The 20,459-nt window shown below is 69.1% G+C and carries 21 protein-coding genes; 6 read left to right on the top strand and 15 right to left on the bottom strand.

Annotated features, from left to right (window positions below; translation table 11 throughout):
- Window positions 1–103: 103 nt before the first annotated feature.
- The gene (locus tag ALI144C_RS36635) at window positions 104–847 is read right to left on the bottom strand and encodes a siderophore-interacting protein (RefSeq protein ID WP_076991804.1); all 744 of its coding nucleotides are present in this window, start codon (window positions 845–847) and stop codon (window positions 104–106) included.
- Window positions 848–969: 122 nt separating this feature from the next.
- Between ALI144C_RS36635 and ALI144C_RS36630 the strand changes: the two genes are divergently transcribed.
- Both ALI144C_RS36630 and ALI144C_RS36625 read left to right on the top strand, forming a co-directional pair.
- Window positions 970–2,376, top strand: a complete 1,407-nt coding sequence (locus ALI144C_RS36630; RefSeq protein WP_076991803.1) for an FAD-binding oxidoreductase — start codon at window positions 970–972, stop codon at window positions 2,374–2,376.
- Window positions 2,373–3,389 (top strand): glutathione S-transferase family protein, encoded by a 1,017-nt coding sequence (locus ALI144C_RS36625; RefSeq protein WP_076991802.1) that lies wholly within the window; start codon window positions 2,373–2,375, stop codon window positions 3,387–3,389. Before ALI144C_RS36630 ends, ALI144C_RS36625 begins: the two co-directional genes overlap by 4 nt.
- Before the next feature lie 106 nt (window positions 3,390–3,495).
- On the opposite strand, the gene ALI144C_RS36620 is transcribed toward ALI144C_RS36625, so the two are convergent.
- The 11 genes from ALI144C_RS36620 to ALI144C_RS36575 form a co-directional block, all read right to left on the bottom strand.
- Window positions 3,496–3,876, bottom strand: a complete 381-nt coding sequence (locus tag ALI144C_RS36620; RefSeq protein WP_076991801.1) for an MmcQ/YjbR family DNA-binding protein — start codon at window positions 3,874–3,876, stop codon at window positions 3,496–3,498.
- A 23-nt stretch (window positions 3,877–3,899) separates the two neighbouring features.
- The gene (locus ALI144C_RS36615; RefSeq protein WP_076991800.1) at window positions 3,900–4,736 is read right to left on the bottom strand and encodes an SAM-dependent methyltransferase; all 837 of its coding nucleotides are present in this window, start codon (window positions 4,734–4,736) and stop codon (window positions 3,900–3,902) included.
- A 184-nt stretch (window positions 4,737–4,920) separates the two neighbouring features.
- Window positions 4,921–5,598: an HAD-IA family hydrolase gene (locus ALI144C_RS36610; RefSeq protein WP_269086719.1), complete on the bottom strand. Its 678-nt coding sequence runs from the start codon at window positions 5,596–5,598 to the stop codon at window positions 4,921–4,923.
- Between the two features lie 7 nt (window positions 5,599–5,605).
- On the bottom strand, window positions 5,606–6,544 hold the full coding sequence (locus tag ALI144C_RS36605; RefSeq protein WP_076991799.1) for a transglutaminase domain-containing protein: 939 nt from the start codon (window positions 6,542–6,544) through the stop codon (window positions 5,606–5,608).
- A complete protein-coding gene (locus ALI144C_RS55890) occupies window positions 6,541–6,690 on the bottom strand; it encodes a hypothetical protein (protein WP_168211439.1) in 150 nt (49 codons plus the stop codon). Before ALI144C_RS55890 ends, ALI144C_RS36605 begins: the two co-directional genes overlap by 4 nt.
- A gap of 2 nt (window positions 6,691–6,692) precedes the next feature.
- Window positions 6,693–7,757, bottom strand: coding sequence for an LLM class flavin-dependent oxidoreductase (locus ALI144C_RS36600; RefSeq protein ID WP_076991798.1), 1,065 nt, complete (start codon window positions 7,755–7,757; stop codon window positions 6,693–6,695).
- A 16-nt stretch (window positions 7,758–7,773) separates the two neighbouring features.
- The gene (locus ALI144C_RS36595; protein WP_076991797.1) at window positions 7,774–8,760 is read right to left on the bottom strand and encodes a hypothetical protein; all 987 of its coding nucleotides are present in this window, start codon (window positions 8,758–8,760) and stop codon (window positions 7,774–7,776) included.
- Between the two features lie 6 nt (window positions 8,761–8,766).
- A complete protein-coding gene (locus ALI144C_RS36590) occupies window positions 8,767–9,879 on the bottom strand; it encodes a Gfo/Idh/MocA family protein (protein WP_076991796.1) in 1,113 nt (370 codons plus the stop codon).
- 2 nt (window positions 9,880–9,881) lie between these two features.
- On the bottom strand, window positions 9,882–10,655 hold the full coding sequence (locus ALI144C_RS36585) for an SDR family NAD(P)-dependent oxidoreductase (protein ID WP_076991795.1): 774 nt from the start codon (window positions 10,653–10,655) through the stop codon (window positions 9,882–9,884).
- Window positions 10,656–10,658: 3 nt separating this feature from the next.
- On the bottom strand, window positions 10,659–12,923 hold the full coding sequence (locus ALI144C_RS36580) for an AMP-binding protein (RefSeq protein ID WP_076991794.1): 2,265 nt from the start codon (window positions 12,921–12,923) through the stop codon (window positions 10,659–10,661).
- Window positions 12,904–14,001, bottom strand: coding sequence for a radical SAM protein (locus ALI144C_RS36575; protein WP_076991793.1), 1,098 nt, complete (start codon window positions 13,999–14,001; stop codon window positions 12,904–12,906). Before ALI144C_RS36575 ends, ALI144C_RS36580 begins: the two co-directional genes overlap by 20 nt.
- Before the next feature lie 265 nt (window positions 14,002–14,266).
- Between ALI144C_RS36575 and ALI144C_RS36570 the strand changes: the two genes are divergently transcribed.
- Window positions 14,267–15,163, top strand: a complete 897-nt coding sequence (locus ALI144C_RS36570) for an LLM class flavin-dependent oxidoreductase (RefSeq protein WP_076991792.1) — start codon at window positions 14,267–14,269, stop codon at window positions 15,161–15,163.
- 205 nt (window positions 15,164–15,368) lie between these two features.
- Here ALI144C_RS36570 and ALI144C_RS36565 read toward each other — a convergent pair whose 3' ends face one another.
- From ALI144C_RS36565 to ALI144C_RS36555, 3 genes are read right to left on the bottom strand one after another with little or no spacing between them, the layout of a single operon-like run.
- Window positions 15,369–16,079, bottom strand: a complete 711-nt coding sequence (locus tag ALI144C_RS36565; RefSeq protein WP_076991791.1) for a PIG-L deacetylase family protein — start codon at window positions 16,077–16,079, stop codon at window positions 15,369–15,371.
- Window positions 16,076–17,017 (bottom strand): glycosyltransferase family 2 protein, encoded by a 942-nt coding sequence (locus tag ALI144C_RS36560; RefSeq protein WP_076991790.1) that lies wholly within the window; start codon window positions 17,015–17,017, stop codon window positions 16,076–16,078. Before ALI144C_RS36560 ends, ALI144C_RS36565 begins: the two co-directional genes overlap by 4 nt.
- Window positions 17,014–18,156: an aminotransferase class I/II-fold pyridoxal phosphate-dependent enzyme gene (locus ALI144C_RS36555; RefSeq protein WP_330359634.1), complete on the bottom strand. Its 1,143-nt coding sequence runs from the start codon at window positions 18,154–18,156 to the stop codon at window positions 17,014–17,016. The genes ALI144C_RS36560 and ALI144C_RS36555 overlap by 4 nt, the downstream gene beginning before the upstream one ends.
- A gap of 164 nt (window positions 18,157–18,320) precedes the next feature.
- On the opposite strand from ALI144C_RS36555, the gene ALI144C_RS36550 reads away from it, so the two are divergent.
- From ALI144C_RS36550 to ALI144C_RS36540, 3 genes are read left to right on the top strand one after another with little or no spacing between them, the layout of a single operon-like run.
- Complete coding sequence (locus ALI144C_RS36550; protein ID WP_076991788.1) at window positions 18,321–19,184, top strand: LLM class flavin-dependent oxidoreductase; 864 nt, start codon at window positions 18,321–18,323, stop codon at window positions 19,182–19,184.
- Window positions 19,185–19,218: 34 nt separating this feature from the next.
- Window positions 19,219–20,022: a phytanoyl-CoA dioxygenase family protein gene (locus ALI144C_RS36545; RefSeq protein WP_083753702.1), complete on the top strand. Its 804-nt coding sequence runs from the start codon at window positions 19,219–19,221 to the stop codon at window positions 20,020–20,022.
- Entirely contained in the window at window positions 20,019–20,456 is a 438-nt protein-coding gene (locus ALI144C_RS36540; RefSeq protein WP_076991786.1) for a hypothetical protein, read from the top strand. The genes ALI144C_RS36545 and ALI144C_RS36540 overlap by 4 nt, the downstream gene beginning before the upstream one ends.
- Window positions 20,457–20,459 lie beyond the last annotated feature (3 nt).

The raw sequence follows: 20,459 nt of genomic DNA, 5'->3' as shown, positions 1-20,459 counted from the left end.
GAACGGCCCGCCATCGAATCGCGGTTGCTGTCATAACCACGAATTTACCCGTCAGAAGATGCGTCGAACGCTTTCGTGAATGCGCAAACTCAGCACCGGACCATTACAACAATCCGTATTGTCCCGAGGTCCAGTGTGTCTGCCTGCGCACCGCGGCACGGGGCCATCCGCGCTCGTTCACCAGATACCTGGCGACGGCGCGGCACGTGGCCGATTCTCCCGCGACGTACGCGACCCCGGGCCGGTCGGGCAGTTCGAGCTGTCGAACAGCGCGCAACAACACCGGCGAATTCACCGCGGACGCAGCGCCGCGATGCACCCATTCGACCGCGCGCCCACTCGGAACGGCCAGTTCCGACTCCGCGTCGACGGTCTCCAACGCGCCGAACACGGGCGCGGCCCGCGGCAGCGCCGCCACCATGGCCAGCAACGGCACCGCACCGGTTTCCTCCCCGACGAACACGTGGTACGGCGCGGTGGGCTCCAGCGAGATCTTATTGTGCGGCAAGCTTATTCGCAGCCGTTGGCCTATGCTGGCACTGGCCGCCCACCGGCTGCCCGGTCCACCTGGGACGTGGTCGACCACCCGCAGGACGAGCGATGCCGTCGCGGCGTCCTGCGCCCACACCGAATAGGTCCGCGATACCGGCGCCGAGTTCGCGACCGGCACTTCGACCCGGACGTGCGCGCCCGCCTTGGCGGCACGCACCATTCCGAGCGCCGGACCGCGCAGCCGCAGTTCCCACATTCTCGGGGTAACCGCCACCCGGTCGTCGACTCGCACGTCGAGCTGCCGGCTTTCGTACCGTCGTGGCCGCCCGTACGGGTTATCGGACCGAAGGCTCATCGCGTCAGCCTACGGGACGCGTCACCGGCATGTCCGATTCGTTCCAGACATCCTTCAACAGCGCCGATTAGGCTGGTCCCAATACCGATGAATGTCACCCACAGCAGAGAATCGGCGAATCGATGTCGAAGAAGTCACCACGGGACTCGGCGAACTCCCTTGAGAAACTGACGCGCGCGATCAACGGGCCGATCTTCCTCCCTGGCCAACAGGGGTACGCCGAGGAAGTCGACGGCTTCGACCAGTCGGTGGTGCACCGCCCCGCAGTGGTCGTCGGCGCGACCAGCGCGGCCGATGTGGTGGCCGCGGTCGGTTACGCGCGCGACCGCGGGTTGGGTGTGGCTGTCCAGAACACCGGCCACGGGGTGTCCGTGGCAGCGGACAACGCGCTCATGATCACGACCCGGCGGATGGTCGACTTCCACGTCGACGCCTTGCGCCAGACAGCCACGATCAGCGCGGGAGTGCGCTGGCAGGACGTCATCGGCGCGGCGGCCAAACACGGTCTGGCACCGCTGAACGGGTCGGCGTCGTTCGTCGGGGCGGTCTCGTACGTCCTCGGCGGCGGCATCGGCGTGCTCTCCCGCCGGTACGGCTACGCCGCCGACCACGTCCGCTGGATCGACGTGGTCACACCGGACGGCGTGTTGCGACGCGCCGACCCGACCCAGAACACGGACCTGTTCTGGGCGTTGCGGGGCGGCAAGGGCAATTTCGGGGTGGTGACCGCACTCGAGGTGGACCTGCTGCCGGTCGAGCGGCTCTACGGGGGCGCGCTGTTCTTCGACGGCTCCGTGGCTCCCGACGTGCTGCACACCTACCGCCGGTGGGTGGCCGACGTGCCGGACGAACTGAGCTCCTCGTTCTGCATGGTCCCGCTCCCGGACGTGCCCGAGGTGCCGGAGGCGTTGCGCGGTCGCCACGTCACCCATGTGCGGCTGAGCTACCTGGGCTCGCCCGAGGAAGGCGCGCGGCTCATCGAACCGTTGCGCCAGGTGGCCGAGCCGCTGCTGGACACCGTGCGCTCGTTGCCGTACGACGAGGTCAACAGCATCCACAACGACCCGCCGACGCCAGGATCGTTCTACATCAACACCTTCCAGCTCAGTGAGCTCGCACCGGACACCGTCGAAGCGCTGCTGGCCCTGTCCGGTCCCGAGTCGGACGGCCGGGTCATCATCGAGATCCGCCACCTCGGCGGCGCGTTGGCGCGCCCACCCGAGACCCCCAACGCGGTCGCACACCGGGACGCGCCGTTCCAGTTGTACGCGGCGTCGGTGCTCAACCCCGGGTCGGAAGCGGACGTGCTCTCCGCGCACGCCCGTCTGGTGGACGTGATGGCACCGTGGAACAGCGGTTACCGGACGCTGAACTTCATGGCCGGGGTGGCCCACACCGACCCCGACGACGTGCGCCAGGCGTTCACCGAAGAGGCGTACAAGCGACTGGTCGGCATCAAGCTGGCGGTCGACCCGGACAACATGTTCCGGTTCAACCACAACATCCCACCGCGCAGGAGGGTCCGATGAGCACACCGACCGCCACCACCGAGCTGAAACGGGCGCCGTCGCGGTTCACCGGACGAGTCACCGCCGACGGCCGGTCCGGGTGGCCGGTGCGGGCAGGCCGCTACCGGCTCGTCATCAACCGGGCCTGCCCGTGGGCGCACCGGTCGGCGGTCGTGCGCAGGCTGATGGGTCTCGACGAGGTCATCTCGCTGGGCATCACCGACCCGGTCCAGGAAGTCATCGACGGCGACAACCACTGGGTGTTCACCGAGGCCACCGGCTCGCCCGGCGACGTGGACCCGGTGCTCGGCGTGCACGCGGTCCGAGACCTGTACCTGGCCACGGAACCCGGCTACGCAGGCGGGGTGAGCGTGCCGGTCCTGGTCGACACGGAAACCGGGCACCTGGTGAGCAACGACTTCAACCAACTCACCATCGACCTCGCCACGCAGTGGGGCGCACTGGCCCGGCCCGGTGCCCCCGACTTGTACCCGGCCGCTCACCGCGACGAGATCGACGCACTGGCCGAGGACGTCTACCGGGACCTGAACCAGGCCGTGTACCTGGCCGGGTTCGCGCCGGACCAGGACCGCTACGACCGCACAGTGGCCAAGCTGTTCGCCCGGCTCGACAGCCTGGAGGACCGGCTGGCGACCCGGCGGTTCCTGGTCGGCGACACGATCACCGAGGCCGACATCCGGCTGTTCCCGACACTGGTCCGCTTCGACGCCGTGTACCACGGTCTGTTCAAGTGCAACCGCCGCAAGCTGATCGAATACCCGGCGTTGTGGGCGTACGCACGCGACCTGTTCCAGACTCCCGGTTTCGGCGACACCACGGAATTCGGGCACATCCGCACGCACTACTACCACGTGCTGAAACCGGTCAACCCGAGCGGAATCGTCGCGATTGGCCCGGACCCAACCGGCTGGCTGACCGAACACCACCGTGACCAGTTGGCCGGACGCCCATTCGGTGACGGCACGCCGCCCGGCCAACCACAGGCAAACGAAATAGTGCGCTTCCCCAGCTGATCCAGGACACTGGTGGCGAAGAGCCGAATCCGCGTCACACCCGGAAATATCTGACAGACCGCCAAGGGCGTGCTCAAACGAGCACGCCCTTGGCGCTTTCCACCCGCTATTCGAAGACGTCTGTGGGCATACCGCGTTTGGCCAGGTCACCCTGCACGGACTTGGTCAAGGAAAGCGCCGCCCGCCGATAAGCGTGGGCAACGATGTCACCCATCTCGTCGGACGGCACCGAACCGTCCATCAGCACCGTGATCCAGTGCTTCTTGTTCACGTGATACCCCTCGGAGATACCGGAGAACCGCGCCCGCAACTCCAACGCCGTACCGGGCTCGCACTTCAGCGTCACCTGCGGCACATCCAAGGACGGCTGCATGATCGCGAAAACCTTGCCCGCCACCTTGTACACATTGGTTTCCGGGCCGAAGGCCGGTTCCTCGGTCGTTCCGGGAAATGTCATCGCGAGGTCGTTGAGTTCTTCGGGTGTCACGGCGCCAGATTACCATTCACCGTTCACTTCCAGCGTTCCGCCACGACGATGATGTGCCCGAACTCGTCGACGTCGATCATGTCGGCCGAGTTCCACTTCTCCACCAGGTCCCGACCGTATTCGCGGTGCAACTCCGCCTGCCGCGCACCGCCGAGTTTCGCCGACATGTGCACGAGGGTCTGCCGGACGGTCTCCGCGCTGATGTCGCGCAGTTCGAGGAACCGCAGACCCGCGTCGGCCAACATCGGGACGTAGTCGCCCGGCTGGACGATCGTGCACAGGAAGTCCCGCAGGTAGCGCTGGACCGCGGGCAGCTTCTCCCGCGGGATCGGGGCCCGCTCGTAGAAGTCGGTCAGCACCACCCGGCCGCCCGGCCGCAGCACCTCGCGGACCTGCCTGAGCACGTCCCCCCGGTCGGGCATGTGGATGATCGACTCGAACGCCAGCACCGCGTCGAAGGACTGCGCCTCGAACGGCAACTTCGTGGCGTCCGCCCAGTGGAACTGGACGCGGTCGGCCACCCCGGCCGCCTCCGCGCGGGCAGTGGCTCGGCTTACCTGTTCCCTGCTGATGGACACGCCGGTGACGCGGGCGCCGGTCCGGGTCGCCACGGCGATGGCGGGTCCGCCATGACCGCAGCCGAGATCGAGCACGTGCTGTCCCGGCCCGACGGGCAGCCGGTCGATCAACACCTCGGTGAGCCGGTCCGCGGCCTGCTCGAACGTGGCCGTGCTGTCCGGCGTGTCCCAGTACCCGAAGTGGAGGTTCGCGCCGACGGTCACGTCACACAGCGCTGCGTACTCGTCGTAGTGCCGACCGACTTCCTCGGGCACCGGCACGGGGACGCTGACTTGGGTCATTGCTGTCCCGCCTCCCCGGAATTCTGCGCTTGGTCACCTTGGGCTGGCATGTACAGTTCAGGGCGTACTTGTGGCTGGCTTGCGCCACGTTCCCCTGAGGTGCGGTTGGGTGCCGCGTAGCCTGCGCTCGATCGTGGGGCTGACACAACAGGTGTCATGGGTCCTCCTTGAGGGATAACGGTGTTCAGGCGATACCTCGTGTGGCGTGCGAGCGGACCAGCATCGGCACCTCGGCCGGGAAACGCAGAACGACATCGGGGTTCACGCCGAGCAGTTCGGCTTCGTCGCCCTCGCCCCAGACGGCGGCGACGGCGAGCACACCGGCCGCTTGGGCGCTGCGCATGTCGGTGATCGCGTCACCGACCATCGCGGCGCTCACCGCGGTGGCGCCCAGCACGTCGAGCGCGCGTTCGACGATGTCCGGCGCGGGTTTCGGCCGGGCCACCTCGTCGCTGCCGACCACGATGTCGAACCGGTCGAGCAGCCCGAGCCGGTCGAGCAACGACCTGGCCCGCTCGCCGCTCTTGCCGGTGGCGACCGCGGTGGCCACGCCCATCTCGCGCAGCTGGTCCAGCATCGCCGGGATCCCGGGGTAGACCAGGACCTGGTCGGCCAGCCGGGCGCTCTCCCGCATGTACGGCGCCTGCATCTCGCCGGGCAGCCCCATGATCCGCATGATGTCGGGGAAGTACCGGCCCAGGTGCTTGCGGTACTCGTCGAACAGCGGTGTCGTACCGCCGACCACCTCGGCGTAGGCGATCTCGAACGCCTGCCGCATGACGTCGATGCTGTCCACCAGCACCCCGTCCATGTCGAACACCACGGTGGCCAGGTCGGAAACGCTGGAAGTCCGGGAACTCACGATGTTCTCACCCACCGATGTAGTCGGTCGACAACGACAGCGAGGGCCAGACATCGTTGTGCGAGGCGATTTTGGTGAAGTGCCCGCAGAGGCGGTACAGGATCGGCCCGATGGACGCGTACCGGTGCCAGCGCTCCTTGTCGAGTCCCGCCCATGTGGTCATGGCCTTGAGCAGCAAGGGGTCGAAGGGCACCCAGACACCGTCGACGAGGAACTCCGCCCAGCAGTGCGGCGTCGGGTACGGCTTGACCACGAGCAACCCGAACGCGAACCGCACAGGCAGGCCGCGGCGGCGGCCCTCGTGCACCAGCCAGTCGGCCGCGGTGCCGCAGTCGGCCATCCGGGTGCGGGTCATGAACTCCCGGTCCCAGCGGATCGCCTCCGGCAGCAGGAAGAACTCCAGGTCCGCGACCTCGTCGGCCAGTTCGCGCACGGCGGGCGGCAGGTGCGGCCACTCACCGGAGAGTGTGACGTGGTACTGCGCCACCGGGGAACGGGTGTCCCGGTCGGCGCTGACCTGTTCACGCCAGCCGCCTTCGCGCAACAGCTGGTACTGGCACGGTCCGGTGTGCGGCCGCAGAGGGCATTGCGGCCGCACACCGATCCGCACCACGGTTCGCGGCCGGGAACTGTTGTCGTTCAAACTGTTCGCCCACGAACGCATGGTCATCCGGCGCACCGAGACCAGCCCGAGGTGCAGCGCCAGGTTGCCGACGTCGTAGTCGTCGAACAGCCGGTCAGCTCCCCTGCCGACGTGTGGCAGACCCGCTTCGACGAGCACTTCGGCCAAGTCCGGCCGGATGCCGTGCCTGATCCGGGCCAGTCGTGGGGGCACGGTGAAGCGGCGCATGTGCGCCGGGACCTCGCCGACCAGTCGCAGCAGCCGGTCGAGCCGGTCCAGGTCCACCGCGGAGCGGTCGGGTGCCGCGGTCGCGTTGCCGGTCATTCGATGTAGCCCAATGCCTGCAGCCGTTCGGCGACCAACTTCGCCTCCGCCTCGTCGTAGACGGACTCGTTGGACTCGTCGTCCCGTTCGGCGGTGGACTCGTCGTGCTGGGGTGCCGATGACATGGCGTCCTCCATCTGCCGCATGCTCAGTAGGGTTGGTAGTCCCGCAGGACCGGGACGACCTCGTCGGCGAACAGCCGGACGGACTCGCGCTGCTCGGCCTCGCTGAGGAAACCGAAGTTGAACTCGGCCAGCAGGGTGTTGAACATGCCTTCGCCCGCCGCCTGCCGGATCCGCGCCGCGACCGTCTCCGGTGAACCGACGAAGATCAGGTTGTGGTCCAGCAGGAAGTCGATGTCGCCCGCGTTGGCCAGGATGTCCGCCGTACTCAGGCCGCTGGTGTTGTCCGAGCTCTGCCTGGTCACGCCTCGCCCGTAGAGCAGGGTCTTGGTCAGCGTGTGGATCAGGTGCGGCGCGGCGCGGGTGATCGCTTCCTCGTCGCTGTCGCCGACGTGCACCAGCGTCCAGTAGCCGATGTTCGGCGCGCCCTCGTGGCCCGCCTGCCGCCACCAGTCGACGTAGTGCCGGTACACGACACCGAGCGCCTTGCGCGGAACGATCATCGTCGACGAGGTGTGCGCGCCGATCTCGGCCAGCCAGCGCAACGTCTTGCGGTCGCCGGTCGGTATCCACAACGGCGGGTACGGCCGTTGCAGCGGCCGGAACGACATCGACACGTCGGAGTACTCGTGGAACGGTCCGGTGAAGTCGAACGAGTCGTTCTCGGTCTGGTACGCCGCGCGCAGCAGGTCGACGCACTCGGCCATCCGTTCCTTGCGCTCCTCGAACTTCACCCCGTACGGGCCGAAGTAGCTCGGTGCGACGCCGGAGGCGATGCCGACCTCCAGCCGCCCGTCGAGCACGTGGTCCAGCGCGGCGATCTCCTCCACGATCGAGATCGGGTTGTGCAGCGCGGGCACGTAACCCATAGGGCCGATGCGAATGCTCCGGGTGTGCTGTGCCGCGCCCGCGCAGAACATGGCCGGTGACGGCATCCAGCTCTCACTCGGGGAGAAGTGGTGCTCGACGGAGAACGCGTAGTCGAAGCCGACCTCGTCGGCGAGCGCGATCTCCCGCCACAGCTCCTCGTAGCGCTGCGCCGGGGTGATTCCCGGCCGGCCCCATACATGGGAGAAGTAGCCGAACTTCATGGTCCTGTCGCTCCGTTCAAGCTGTGCGGTCAAGGATCGGTACCGAGTGCTGGGAACTGATCACGGTGGCCAGGCGCACGATCTGCTCGAGCCTGCGGCCTCGGCCGTCGAGCCAGACGCCACCGAGGTGCGCACCGAGGCCGGCGAGCACCTCGTGCATCCGGCGCAGCCGCGCCCCGCTGCCCGGCCCCGAACCGGGGCCCAGTACCCAGGTGGGCATGTGCTGTCCGCCTGCCGCGGTGACGTACGCGGCCAGGCGCCGGTCGGGCAGCGGCGGCACCAGCACGACCAGCTTGCCCGGCACGCGGTCGGGGTCGAACCGGGCGCACAGCCGTGCCAGCTCGTCGGCAGGCAGCCCGCGGCGCAGTCGCAGCACCACGGTGTTGACCAGGTCGCCCGCCTGCTCGCCCGCTGGTCGACCCGTGCCGTCACCGACGAACACACCGGGGCTGACCAGGCTGTACCGGCTGCCGTCGGTGGTCTGCCGGACCAACGGCGACACAGTGCCCGGCAACGGCAACGCGGAGAACTGGTCGGCCGTCAGCATCCTGGCCACCTCGGCCGGTTCGCCACCGTACGCCATCGCGAATCCCCACGCTTTGATCAGCCTGGTCAGGAAGGCCGACTCGGCGGTGTCCAGGCGGGGCGCCCACGCCATGCCCGCGAGCCACCGGTGGGCCCGCCCGATGGGTCCTTCGTGGTGCACGAGGCGGTCACCGGCGAACGTGCCGGGCTCGGCGTGGGAGTCGCTCACCGCCAGGACAGTGGGCACCGGCCTTCCTGTGGCGTACGCGAAGACGAACGCGCCCAGAGTGGCCAAGTCCGCCGTGGCACGCATGGCTCCGGCGACCGGTTCGCGGGGTTCGGCGCACAGCAGGAGCGATTCTCCGCGCGCGGCGGCCGCGGTGAGCTCGCGCATCCGGCGCACCCGTTCCGGTGTGGTGACCGACCCGGCCGCGGGCGCTGTGTGCCCCAGCCCGACGACGCGGTGGCGCAGGCGCATCACATCTCACCCCGCCCGTAAGCCCGGTGCACGGGTCAGGGCGACGCCTGCCGAGTGGTAGATCCGCTCGATCAGGTCGACGATGCGGACCGACTCGCCGGTGGCGGCACCGGGCTGGTTCGGGTCGGCCAGCAACGTGGGCAGCAGCCCGAACTGCGTGCGGTACTCGGTGCCGACCGGTTCGTCCGGCAGCTCGACGTCCTCGATCCGTCCGGAGGTCAGCACCCGCAGCGACGACGCGCCCGAGCGCTGCGGGCTGAACCCGAACGTGCAGTCCAGCTCGGCTCGGCCGTCCGCTCCCTCCACGGCGATCCTGGTGCGGTCGAGTGCGATGTGCGACGCCCACGCGGTGGTCAGGACGAAGAACACCCCGGTGCGGGTGCGCCAACTGGCCCGCACGGTGTCCTCCACCGGGTCTTCCACCTGGCCGGCACCGGGCTCGGCCCGCCGCTCGCCACCGACGTGCCAGCTCGCGCCGAATCCCTTCCGGCCGAGGAAATCCGAGGACACCGAGCCGACGACGTCCCACACCGCGGGCCACCCGATCATGCGCAGCCCGATCGTGATGAGGTGCCAGCCGAGGTCGAACAGCGCGCCACCGCCCGCACTCGCCCCTTTGGTGGACCAGCCGACGGAACCGGGTACACCCCTGGCCCGCACCCACGACAGCTCGATCGTCCGAAGTGGACCGAGCCGGTCCACCTGGGCGCGCAGCGCCTTGACGTCGGCGCGGTGCCACGCGGCGGTACCCGCGAGCACCCGGGCACCGCCTTCCCGCTCGGCTTCGACCAGCAACGCGCCCTCGGCCACGGTCAGGCAAACCGGTTTCTCGATGAACACCGCGATGCCCCGGCGCAGCAGCGACGCTCCCACCGGCGCGTGCAGGTGGTTGGGCGTCGCCACGACAGCGAGGTCCACCTCGGCCGGATCCAACTGCTCCACCGCGGACAGCGCGCGAGCAGCCGGGAACGCGTCGCACGCCCGCGCCAGCGCGCCGTCGTCCGGGTCGAACACCGCGACCACCCGGAACCCGGGGTTGGCCAACAGCGGCGCCCACACCTCGGTGAACACCCATCCCAAGCCGATCATGGCGATCCGGATCGGCGCCGACGTAGTCATCGCTAGAACCTCGCTCCTCCATGGACTTGCACGCATGCACCGTTGACGTAGCTGGCGGCCGGGGTGCACAGGAACGACACCACCGAGGCCACTTCATCCGGCTCCCCCATCCGGCCCGCGCCGATGAACTTCAGCACCAGCTCCACCTCGCTGGCGCTGTGGAAATCCAGGTCGTCCGCCCGGATCGCGCCGGGCGCCACCGCGTTGACGGTGATGTCCCGCCCCGCGACCTCGCCCGCGGCCGACGACACCCACGCGTGCAGCGCTGCTTTCGTGCCCGCGTACACGCTGTGCCCACCGAGCCCGTTGACGCCTGCCGTCGAACCGAACACGACGATCCGGCCGAACCGGTTGCGCATCATCGGCCGCAGGCACGCCTTGGCGAGCGTGACCGCGCTGTGGAAGTTCGTCGCCATCAGGTCCGAGACGTCCGCGGCGGTGGTGGCGACGGCGGGTTTGCGGGTTCGCACCCCGGCGACCGCGACGCATACGTCGACCCTGCCGTACTCGAGCAGTACCCGGTCGACCAACCGCTCCGGTCCGACCGGGTTGCTCAGATCCTCCTGTACGACGAGGCAGGTCCCGCCTTCCGCGGTGATCTGGTCGGCGACCTTGCGGGCAGCGGGTTCGTTCGAGTGGTAGTGGGCGACCACGGTCGCACCGGCCCTGGCGAGATCGACGGCGCACGCCGAGCCGATGTTCCCGGAAGCACCCGTGACGATGGCGATCCGGCCGGCGAGCCCGTACCGCTCGCCGAGAAACGTCGTTGTGTCCATGTCCTACGGTTCCTCTTTCGCGAGAATCAGGCAGCATTCCGGTGGTGTGAGGCGCACGGTCCGGACGACCGAGCCCCCTGCCGCGGCGAGGGCGTCCAGCCACTGCTCCACCCGTGGCCAGGCCGTGCCGCCGTGGGTCAGCCAGTCCAGTGCGAGCTCGGTGCCCGGCCCGCCGCCGGGCAGGAACAGGTCGTCGACCAGCAGCACCCCACCCGGGACCAACCGGTCCAGCAGCCACGCCGGGTCTGCTGCCGGACCGGGACCGTGCACGGCGTTGGTGACGACGCAGGCGTCGAACGCACAGGCGGGCGGGTCGTCGCCGACCGTCACCGGGTTGTCCGGTTCGGACAGTGACGGATGCGGCGGTCCGGCGAGCCTGCCGACCCGCGTCAGGTGGCAGCCGGTGACGTCGGCTCCCGTCGCGGCGATCTCGGCGAGGTACCGGCCGGGCCCGGCCGTCACCTCGAGTACCCGGCCACGCGCGTGTGCGCCCAGCATCCGCACACCGAGCCGGGTGCGTGCCTTGGTGTGCGGGCCGTGCATGGCCGCGCGGTAGACGTCCGGCAGCGTCGTACCGAGGTCCGCGGTGTCGAACGGGCGCTTGGTGACGCCCGCGGTGACCGTGTCGACGATGGCCTTGCGCGTGAGCCACGTCCGGGACAGTTCGGCTTCCAGGCCGAGCAGTTCGCCGAACCCGGCGGGGACCGTGCCCGGCCCGCTGTCGGTGGTCACCACGCCGAGGTCGACCGCGATGTCGAGCAAGCCCCGCACCGCCTCGGCGGACAACGAGAGTTCGTCGGCCACGCGGTCGGCCTCGGCGCCGTCGTCACGCAACAGGTCAAGGACACCGAGTTCGGTGAGCGCGAACACCAGCTCCGAGCGGCGGTATGCCCGCATCGCGTCGATGACCGCGGCCGCGTCGCCCAGTCGGTACCGGCGTGCGTTGCCCACCACCACTTTCCCGGTGGCTGTGCGCTCGAACTCCCGGCGTACGTAGATGCGTTCGGGCACCTTGTAGGCCGACAGCCGTTCCTTGGCGAAGGCGAGCAGCTCCGCCTCGCCGACCACGCCGTTCACCACCACGTCGGCGACAATCGAGTCCTCGTCGGCGAAGCGGCCACGGCGCGCCCGCGCTTGCGCGTCGTCGACGTGGGGGTGTTCCCGCAGCACGGATTCGACCTCGGCCGGAGCCACCCAGCGACCGCCTTTGCGGACCGCGCCGTGCACCCGGCCGAGCACACGTACCCGGTCCTGCTCGTCGGCCACCGCCAGATCGCCGGTCGGATGCCAGGTCTGCCCGGCGGCGATCTCCAGGCTGCCCACTCGCCCCGGTGAGCAGGGCGCGTCGTCCTCCACGATCCGGTACCGCACGCCCGGCATGGGTGTGCCGACGCACAACGGCGGCAGGTCGGCCAGGCCAGCGAACACCGAGCCTAGCTCGGTCGAGCCGTAGTTGCGCCCGGTCGAGATCCCGAAAGCGGTGCGGAAGTCCTCATCGAGCCGTTCGTCGACCGGACCCGCGCCGACCATCGCCAGCCGCAGCTTGGGCGCGTCGACCGGCCTGCGGCGGGCGCGCAGTGCCAGCAGCCGTGCCATCGTCGGCACCAACGCCAGAATGGTCGCGCCGTCGGCGAGTTCCGCCGAGACAGCCAGCAACGCGGTCGGCGCCAGCACGATGACCTGGGTACCGCTCACCAAAGCCGCTGCCAGCCACCCCAACGCGTAGGCGTGGGTGAGCGGCAACGGCAGCACCAACCGGTCGGTGCCGTCGAGTCCTGCTTTGGCCTGGTACCGCTCGCCTTCGGTGAGCAGGGACCGCTCGTCGCGCAGCACGAGCTTGGGCGACCCGGTGGTGCCCGAGGTCGCCAGCAGCACGCCGTGGCCACCCGGGTCGCCGGGCTGGTCGCCGACCAGCCGGAACCCGCCGTCGAGAACGAGTTCCCGCCGCGCACCCGCCGCCGCGAACAGCCGCTCGACCTCTTTGGCCGGTGCGTCCTGACCGACCAGCAGCGGTGTCGCACCGGCGTGCAGCAGGCCGAGGAACCCCACGACCCACTCGTCGCCGTTGGGCACCCGGTACCCGATCGGCTCGCCGTACGGCACGTCCAGTCCGGCGGCGAGTTCGTCGACCTCCGCGCCCAGACGGGCGGCGGTTCGTTCGCCGGTGACACGCGTGTCACCGGGCAACCGCCGCAGCCGGGCACGCAGCGAGTCCGGCGAGTACACGGGGATCGCCGCTGGCGCCTGGTCAGGCCGCGCCGCGGACATAGTCCTGTTTGGCGGCTTCGAGCATCCGCCGGATCGGTTCGGGTGAGTACGTCGGCGCCGCGCACAACTCGTCGAGCGTGATCTCGTCGTCGAAGTACATCGAGAGCGTGTCCCACGGGGTGAAGCAGCCGTGACAGGCCGAAAGCCGGGGCCGCTCGGCCAGCAGTGCCTTGTACAGCCCGGTTTCGCCGACCTTGTCGAGCACCGCCTGCCAGTCCTGGTCGAGCACCTTGCCCATGTCGCTGAACCAGATGTTCGGGCACGGGGTGACGACGCCGTCGCTGAAGGTGGACACGACCAGCCGGGGCAGGTGACACCGGAAGGTGCGCTTGCCCTCGCGGTAGAAGCTCAGCAGCCGGTCGAAGTAGGGGCGCGGCGGCAGCACGCCGCGGAACTCGTCGTACCGGTCGACGAACCGCTCGATGTGGTGAATCTGGTCGGGTTTGACCGCGAACTGTTCGGCGTCGGGGCCGCGCACCGGGAACGGGAACATCACCGGCGGGTTCTCGAACGTGGTCAGCCACGCGGCGAATTCGGAAAGCTCGGTGACGCTCTTGTCGTTGAGCACGGTGTAGATCTCGCTCGGAATTCCGGAGTTCAGGATCCCGGTTATCGCCCGGATGACCTTGTCGTGCAGCGCCTGCTTCTGCACCCGGTAGCTGTTGCCGGAGAAGAGGTGGCTGTCCAGCGAAACCTGGAGCACCACGTTGCCGAACGAACGAAGCTGCTCGAGGTGCTCCTCCGTGACCAGCACGCCGTTGGTCTGCACGACGAGCACTTCGTAGTTCGGCGCTTCCCTGCGCAAGAAGTCCATGATGCCGCGAACCAGGAAGATCTCACCGCCGGTCACTTTCAGCAGCGGCATCCGGAACCGGGCGCGCAGCCGGTCGGACACCGCGTTCACCCGCTCCTCCAGCTCGGTTCCCGGCGAGTACGTGTCCCGCTTCGGGGGGTCGAAGATGAGTTTGAGCCGGTGCCCTTCCTTCAGGTTGCTCTGTCCGGTGAGGCAGTAGTTACAACTGAGATTGCACGAATCCTCGTTGATGACAAGGTCATTTCCCAGCAGCATCTCGGTCATTTTTCCCTCTTCCTAGCCTCGGCCCGGACCGGAGCAATACCGACCACACCGACAGCTCAGTGACGACCGTATTCCCCGCATCTAATTTCTCGCGCAAGTCCGTCGACGGCGTCGGCACCAGAGTGGTCTGCCGACAGCCCTTTGCCACTGTGACCAGGCTACCAATAGAGCCTCACGTACCACTGGAACAACCGACCGGACAAGTGCGCTATCTTGCTACGCTTATCGAACGCTGCACCATCAGTGATCAATGAGTGGAGTCCATGTGAAAATCGGAATCGGCCTGCCAGTCGCGGTACCGGGACGTGCGGCGGAAGAGATAGCACACTGGGCCGCCGAGAGCGAACGTCTTGGTTTCTACTCGCTCGGCGCCATCGACCGTCTGGTGTACGACGTCCTCGACCCATTGGTCGCACTGGGCGCCGCGGCCGCGGCGACCGAACGGGTGCGGTTGACGACCGCGGTGCTGAACGTCGGCTGGCGCAACAACTCGACGCTGATGGCCAAACAACTGGCCACAGTGGACCTGCTGTCGGGCGGCAGACTCACCGCCGGACTCGGCCTCGGTGCCTGGCCGGACGACTACGAGGTCAGCGGGGTGCCGTTCGCCGACCGGGGCAAGACACTGGACAAGACGCTCGACGACGCGCGCCGGGTCTGGGACGGCGAGGTGTCGTCGCTGTCCGGGCCGCTGCCCAAGATGCCGGACGGGCGTCCGACGATGCTGCTCGGTGGGTTGGTGCCCAAAGCTTTCCGGCGTGCGGCGCGGGTGGCCGACGGCTGGATGGCACCGTCGTTCGACTACGACCTGATGGCCAAGGGGATCGCCGGGGTGCGCGCGGAGTGGGAGAAGCTCGGCCGGTCCGGCACGCCCCTGTTCGCCACCATCCGCTACTTCTCCCTCGGGGAGAACGCCAAGGAGAACCGGGACGCCTACGTCCGGACCTACTACGGCGGTGACGACCTCCTCGACCTCGCGGCCGCCCACGCCGTGACCAACGACGACGAACTGCGGTCGCATCTGGTTCGCTGCGCGGAGGCGGGCATCGGCGAGCTCGTGCTGCTGCCGTGCACGTCCTCGTCCGACCAGATCCAGTTGCTGGCCGACGCCTTGGAGCGCGTCGGCGCGACCCGGGACCCCGTTTTCGACTTCCAGAGCTAGCGGTCGTGACCGGATATGTCCACCCGAGGCGCATCCCATGCACCTGCATGAAACGCAACGAATGCCACATTGGTTGCGTTTTTGGCAACGAAGGCCACATTGGTTGCACCCCACACGAGCGGAACCGGGGAACCATTCCGGTCGACGGCACTAGTGCATCGGTGCACGGGAGCGAGTCTGCGACGCCGCGGACTCGCTCCCGTTCTCATGCGGACTCCGTGCTGGTCCAGTAGCGGCCCGCGTGCGGCCACGGTGTTCCCTGTGCGTATTCGAGGGCCCGTGTGCTCAGCGCGTCCCGCATCGCGGCGACGGAACCGAACAGCACGGCCACTTGGCTGTGGTACTGCTCCGCGGCGCTCAGCCACCCCGCCAGGTCGACCGGTTCGTGGCCGGGGCGCAGTCCCGTGTGGTCGGCGGGCCGCAGCCGGTACGGGATGTCCTCGTAGAACCGGATCGGCACGCCCCGCTCCGCGAGCAGTCCCGCGGCCTGCCGCACCAGCCGGTGATCCACGTGCCGCCCGGCCGCGAGTGGCACGTGCACAACGGCATGTGGTGCAAGCAATCCAGCCACCGCGTCGGCCACAACCTCTGGTAGGTCGGCGTCTTTGTCGTGTATCCGGCCGAAGAGCCGCATCGGATTGCTGTACCTGTGCACACCGCGGTCGGCGCGCACCGCCGCGTCCGCCAGGCCCAGCGACACCCGCCGCGCGCCGACGCAGGCGATCGCGGCGATGTCCTCGCTGCGGCGGGTGGCGGGTTCGGCGACTCGCCGCCACTGGTCGGTGTCCACCTCGCCGGGGCCGTCGAACACGGTGACCACGGTGGTCGCCTCACCCCGGGACACCCACCACCGGATCCTGCCCCCGACCGACCACACGGCGTCGTCGGGATGCGGCGACAGCACGATGTGCTTCACGCCGACACGTCCAGGTCAGCGCTCTGCGTCTCGGTCACCGCGGCGACGTAGCGGTGCACGTCACCGTCCGGCCCGAGCAGCCGGTGCAGGTGCAGGACGGCGGCGATCGGGTGGATGCGGCGGAACCGGTCGAGGTTGACGTCGTGCTGGTGCCACCGGTCCGGCCGCCGGTGGGTGAGGTGGATGCCGGATGCCCGCGTGTCGAATGCCCGGCGCACACCCGAGCGGTACAGACGAAGCCCGAGCTCGAGGTCCTCGCAGCCCCACGTCGTGCCGAACCCCTCGTCGAAGCCGCCGACGGCCCGCCACGCGGCGCGGTGCATGCCGACGTTCGCGCCCACGGAACCGAGCCACGGCGCGACATCGGGCACCTGACCGGTGGCCATGGCCTCGACGGCCCGTTCGAGCGCGTTGGCGAACAGCCTGTGCCGTTTCACGGTGCCCGCCACCAATTCGTCCCGGCGGGCCGTCACCTCGGCTGGGGACGCGTTGGCGAGGTCGGTCACCAGGCGTTCCGCGGTGGCCAGTTCGCGCAGCGGCCCGTGCACGAACTGGTGTGGCCGGGCGGCGGCCAGGTGCGCGGCCACGAAGTCCGGCCCGATCAGGATGTCGTCGTCGAGGAAAACGAGGTAGTCCGCCCAGCTGTGCTCGGCACCGGTGTTGCGAGCCGCCGCCCGCCCCGCGCGCGGGCCGCTCACCACCCGCAGCGGCACCAGACCGCGAGCGAACTCCGCGATGACGTCCGCCGTGTCGTCCCCCGTGTTGCCCGCTGTGTTGTCCGGTGCGCCGTCGTCGACCAGCACCACTTCCATCCGTGCTGGGTCCGGAAGGCGTTGCTGGGCAAGACAAGCGAGCGTCAGCCGCAACCGGGGCGCCTTGTTCCTGGTGGGGACGATGACGCTGATCGTGGGGCGCCCGGCGACGATCGGCGCGGTCACAGCGCCGCGATCTCTCTCGCGACTGCCGCCGCGACACCGTGCATCTGTTCCTCGTCGGCGAGCAGCACCCGGTGGTGCAGCCAGACGCAGTCGCCGCTGATGGCGTCCGCGTTGGGGCAACGCTCGGCGAGTTCGTCCACCGACAGCGCGGGCGCGGGCGCGTCCCAGAATCCGTCGGTCCGGTAGATGGCACGGAACGCGACGAACGCCGGTATCCCCAGCGCCACCAAGCGATCGACCAGCAGGTTGCGTTTCTGCTCGGTCAGCCCGGGCACACGGAACATCGCCATGTAGTGCGGGTTGCGGTCGCACCGGTCGTCACTGGCCTGCGGCCGCACGCCGGGGATGGCGGCGAGCAGTGGCCGCAGCACGGACCACCGGCTCTCCCGGATCGTCACCTGGTTCTCCAGGCGGCCGAGTTGGGCGCGCAGCACCGCGGCGGCGAACTCGCCGAGCCGCAGGTTCGACCCCGTGGTGCGGTGCAGGTAGTACCGGTCGTCCGCGGGCCGCCCGACACTGTGCCGCAAGAAGGCACGCTGGTAGTGGTCCTCGTCGTCGAACAGCAGGGCACCGCCCTCCCCCGCCGTCATCAACTTGCCGTTCTGGAAGCTGAACGCGGCGACGGAACCCAGCTCGCCGACTCGTTTTCCGCGCCAGCGCGCGCCATGCGCGTGTGCCGCATCCTGAAGGATCAACACGCCCGCGTCGGCGGCGAGCTTGTCCAACGCCTCCATGTCGGCGATCTGCCCGGCCATGTGCACCGGCATCACCAGCCTTGTCCGTGACGTCAGCGCCTCGGCCGCCGCCTCCGGCCGGATGCAGTAGGTGTCCGGGTCGACGTCGACCGGGACCGGCACGCCACCGATGGCCTGCACGGCCACCGCCGAGGACAGGAACGTGAACGCGGGCACCAGCACCTCGTCACCGGGCTGGAGCCCGAGTACGTCGGCACCGAGTTGCAGCGCATGGGTACCGCTCGTGACGGCGAGCGCGTAGTTGGCGCCGTGGTGCCGGGCGAACTCGCGCTCGAAGGACTTCACCTCGTCGCCGCCGATCCGCCACCACTGGCCCTGCTCGAGAGCCCGGGACAGCCCGACGCGCTCAGCGTCGTCGAACTGCGGCCACGCCGGAAACTGCATCGACTCCGTACCCATACCCGCCTCGATTCAGGTTGTGCCGTCCGCCTGGCGTCCCCAGTCTCATTCGGATATGCGGACCGTGTCGAGAGCGCACGTGAAAGAATCGCACGCGCGGCTCGGAGAAAGTGTTGACACGAAACTCCCCGCGCCAGAATCCTTCGACCATGGATATCTCTGTCGCGTTGCCGAACATGATTCCGGGAGCTACCGGCAAAGCCCTCGTCGAGTGGGCGGGAGCCGCCGAGGAACGCGGTTTCGCCGGGCTCGGCGCCACCGAACGGCTCGTTTATCCGGGATACGACCCGCTCATCGCGCTCGCGGCGGCCGCGAGCGTCACGCACCGCATAAGGCTGCTGACGAACGTCCTCATCGCGCCGCTGCGCAGCGCCACGGAACTGGCCAAGCAGACCGCGAGCGTGGACCAGCTCAGCGACGGCAGGCTGACCGTCGGACTCGCCCCCGGGGTGCGCGCGGACGACTTCGCCGCGGCCGGTCGGTCCTTCGACGGCCGTGTCGCCCAGTTCGACAACGATCTGCGCGCCCTGTTCGACCTGTGGTCGGGCAAGGCACCGCCCGGTGCGGATCGCGCGGTGGCGCCGTCACCTGCGCGTGGGAGCCGGATCCCGATCCTCATCGGCGGTCTCACAACGGCAGCGGCGAAGCGAGCGGCGCGGTGGGCGGACGGGTGGACCGCGCCGGGACTGTCCGCCCAGCGAACCGCCCTCGCCACCGAGCAGGTCCGCACCGCATGGCAGGAGGCCGGTCGCTCGGGCGCTCCTCGCATCGTGATGCTGCTCCGATTCGTCATGGGCGACGACGCGCAGGACGCCGCGGCGGCGTTCATGCGTGACTACTTCGCGGTGCTCGGCGCGGCGGCCGAGGACTTCGTCCAGGCCACACCGCGCACCGCGGCGATGATCCGCCAGGCGTTGCGCACCTACGCCGACTGCGGCGTCGACGAAGTGGTGTTCCACCCGACGGTCGCGGACGTGGCCCAGGTGCACCGGCTCGCCGACGTGGTCATGTAGCGCGCGGGACTGTAGCCCGCCAGACCGGGACTCCATGGTTTTCATAACTCGACCGGTTACCGTCGAAGCCATGGTCGTGAAACTCACAGACGACATCACGCGGGCTGTTTCTGATCTGACCAGGCACGGTTACTGCCTGCTCACCTGCCCGATATCCGATGACGAGTTTCGCAAGCTAAGAAACCGACTGTCCACGGTCATGTCCAGCGAACGCGAGAACGGCACGGCGTTCATTTACGACGGGGACAACCAGCGGGTCTTCAGCCTGCTTAACAAAGGCATCGAGTTCGAGCGGATCGTCGCGAACGAAACCGTCTGCGGCGTGATGGAACACGTGCTGGGATACAACTTCATGCTCTCCAGCACCCACGCGAACGTCGCGGGCCCCAGCGGTCCGTCGATGAACCTGCACGCCGACCAGACGTTCGCCCGGCCGCCGTGGCCGCCCTACGCGCTGGTCGCCAACAGCATGTGGATGCTGGACGACTTCACCCCGGACAACGGCGCGACCCGGATCGTGCCGGGCAGCCACCTGTTCAACAGGCAGCCCGACTACGCCGCCGGTGAGGGCGACACCGAGACGATCCCGGTGTGCGGTCCCGCCGGTTCGGTGATGGTGTTCGACGGACGGCTGTGGCACCAGACCGGGCACAACACCACCCGGTCGGAATACCGCAGGGGCATCCTCAACTACTACTGCCGCGGGTACGTCCGCCAGCAGCAGAACTTCTTCGCCGGGCTCGAGCCGGAGGTGCTCGACCGGGCGACTCCGACGATGCGGCGGCTGCTCGGCTGGGAGAACTACCTGTCGCTCGGCATGCTGGACGGGCTGCCGTGACCGGGCCCGCGATGCTGCTGGCCTGCCTGACCGACCCTGACGCGGAAAGCCATCCTTGGCGCGAGCTCCTGGCGCCCGAGGTGTCGTGGCATCCGGTGCACGCCGAAATCACCGAACTGGCGGGGCGGACACCGTACGCGCTGTTCGGCGCCGGGCACTTGGGGCACACCGCGTACGACCTGGCCGGTCGGCTGTCCGCGACCGGCCACGGGCCGAGCAGGCTCGTGCTGTGGCGCTGCCCGCCGCCGGACACCGGGTTCGCCGGACTGGACTGCCCGATCGTGCTGTTCACCGACGCCGAGTCGGCCGACGACCAGGTGTCGTGGCGAACCGCGAGCACGGCGGGGTTCACCCTGCGCGTGCTCACGCGGGACCAGTCACCCCATGACATCGCGCTCGCGGTCAAGGAAGAACTGCAAGTCTGGCCGCTCTAGCAG

The organism is Actinosynnema sp. ALI-1.44, assembly GCF_001984155.1.
GTDB lineage: Bacteria > Actinomycetota > Actinomycetes > Mycobacteriales > Pseudonocardiaceae > Kibdelosporangium.
The sequence above is the reverse complement of the archived record's forward strand: the minus strand, read 5'-3'. Positions and strand labels throughout refer to the sequence as shown.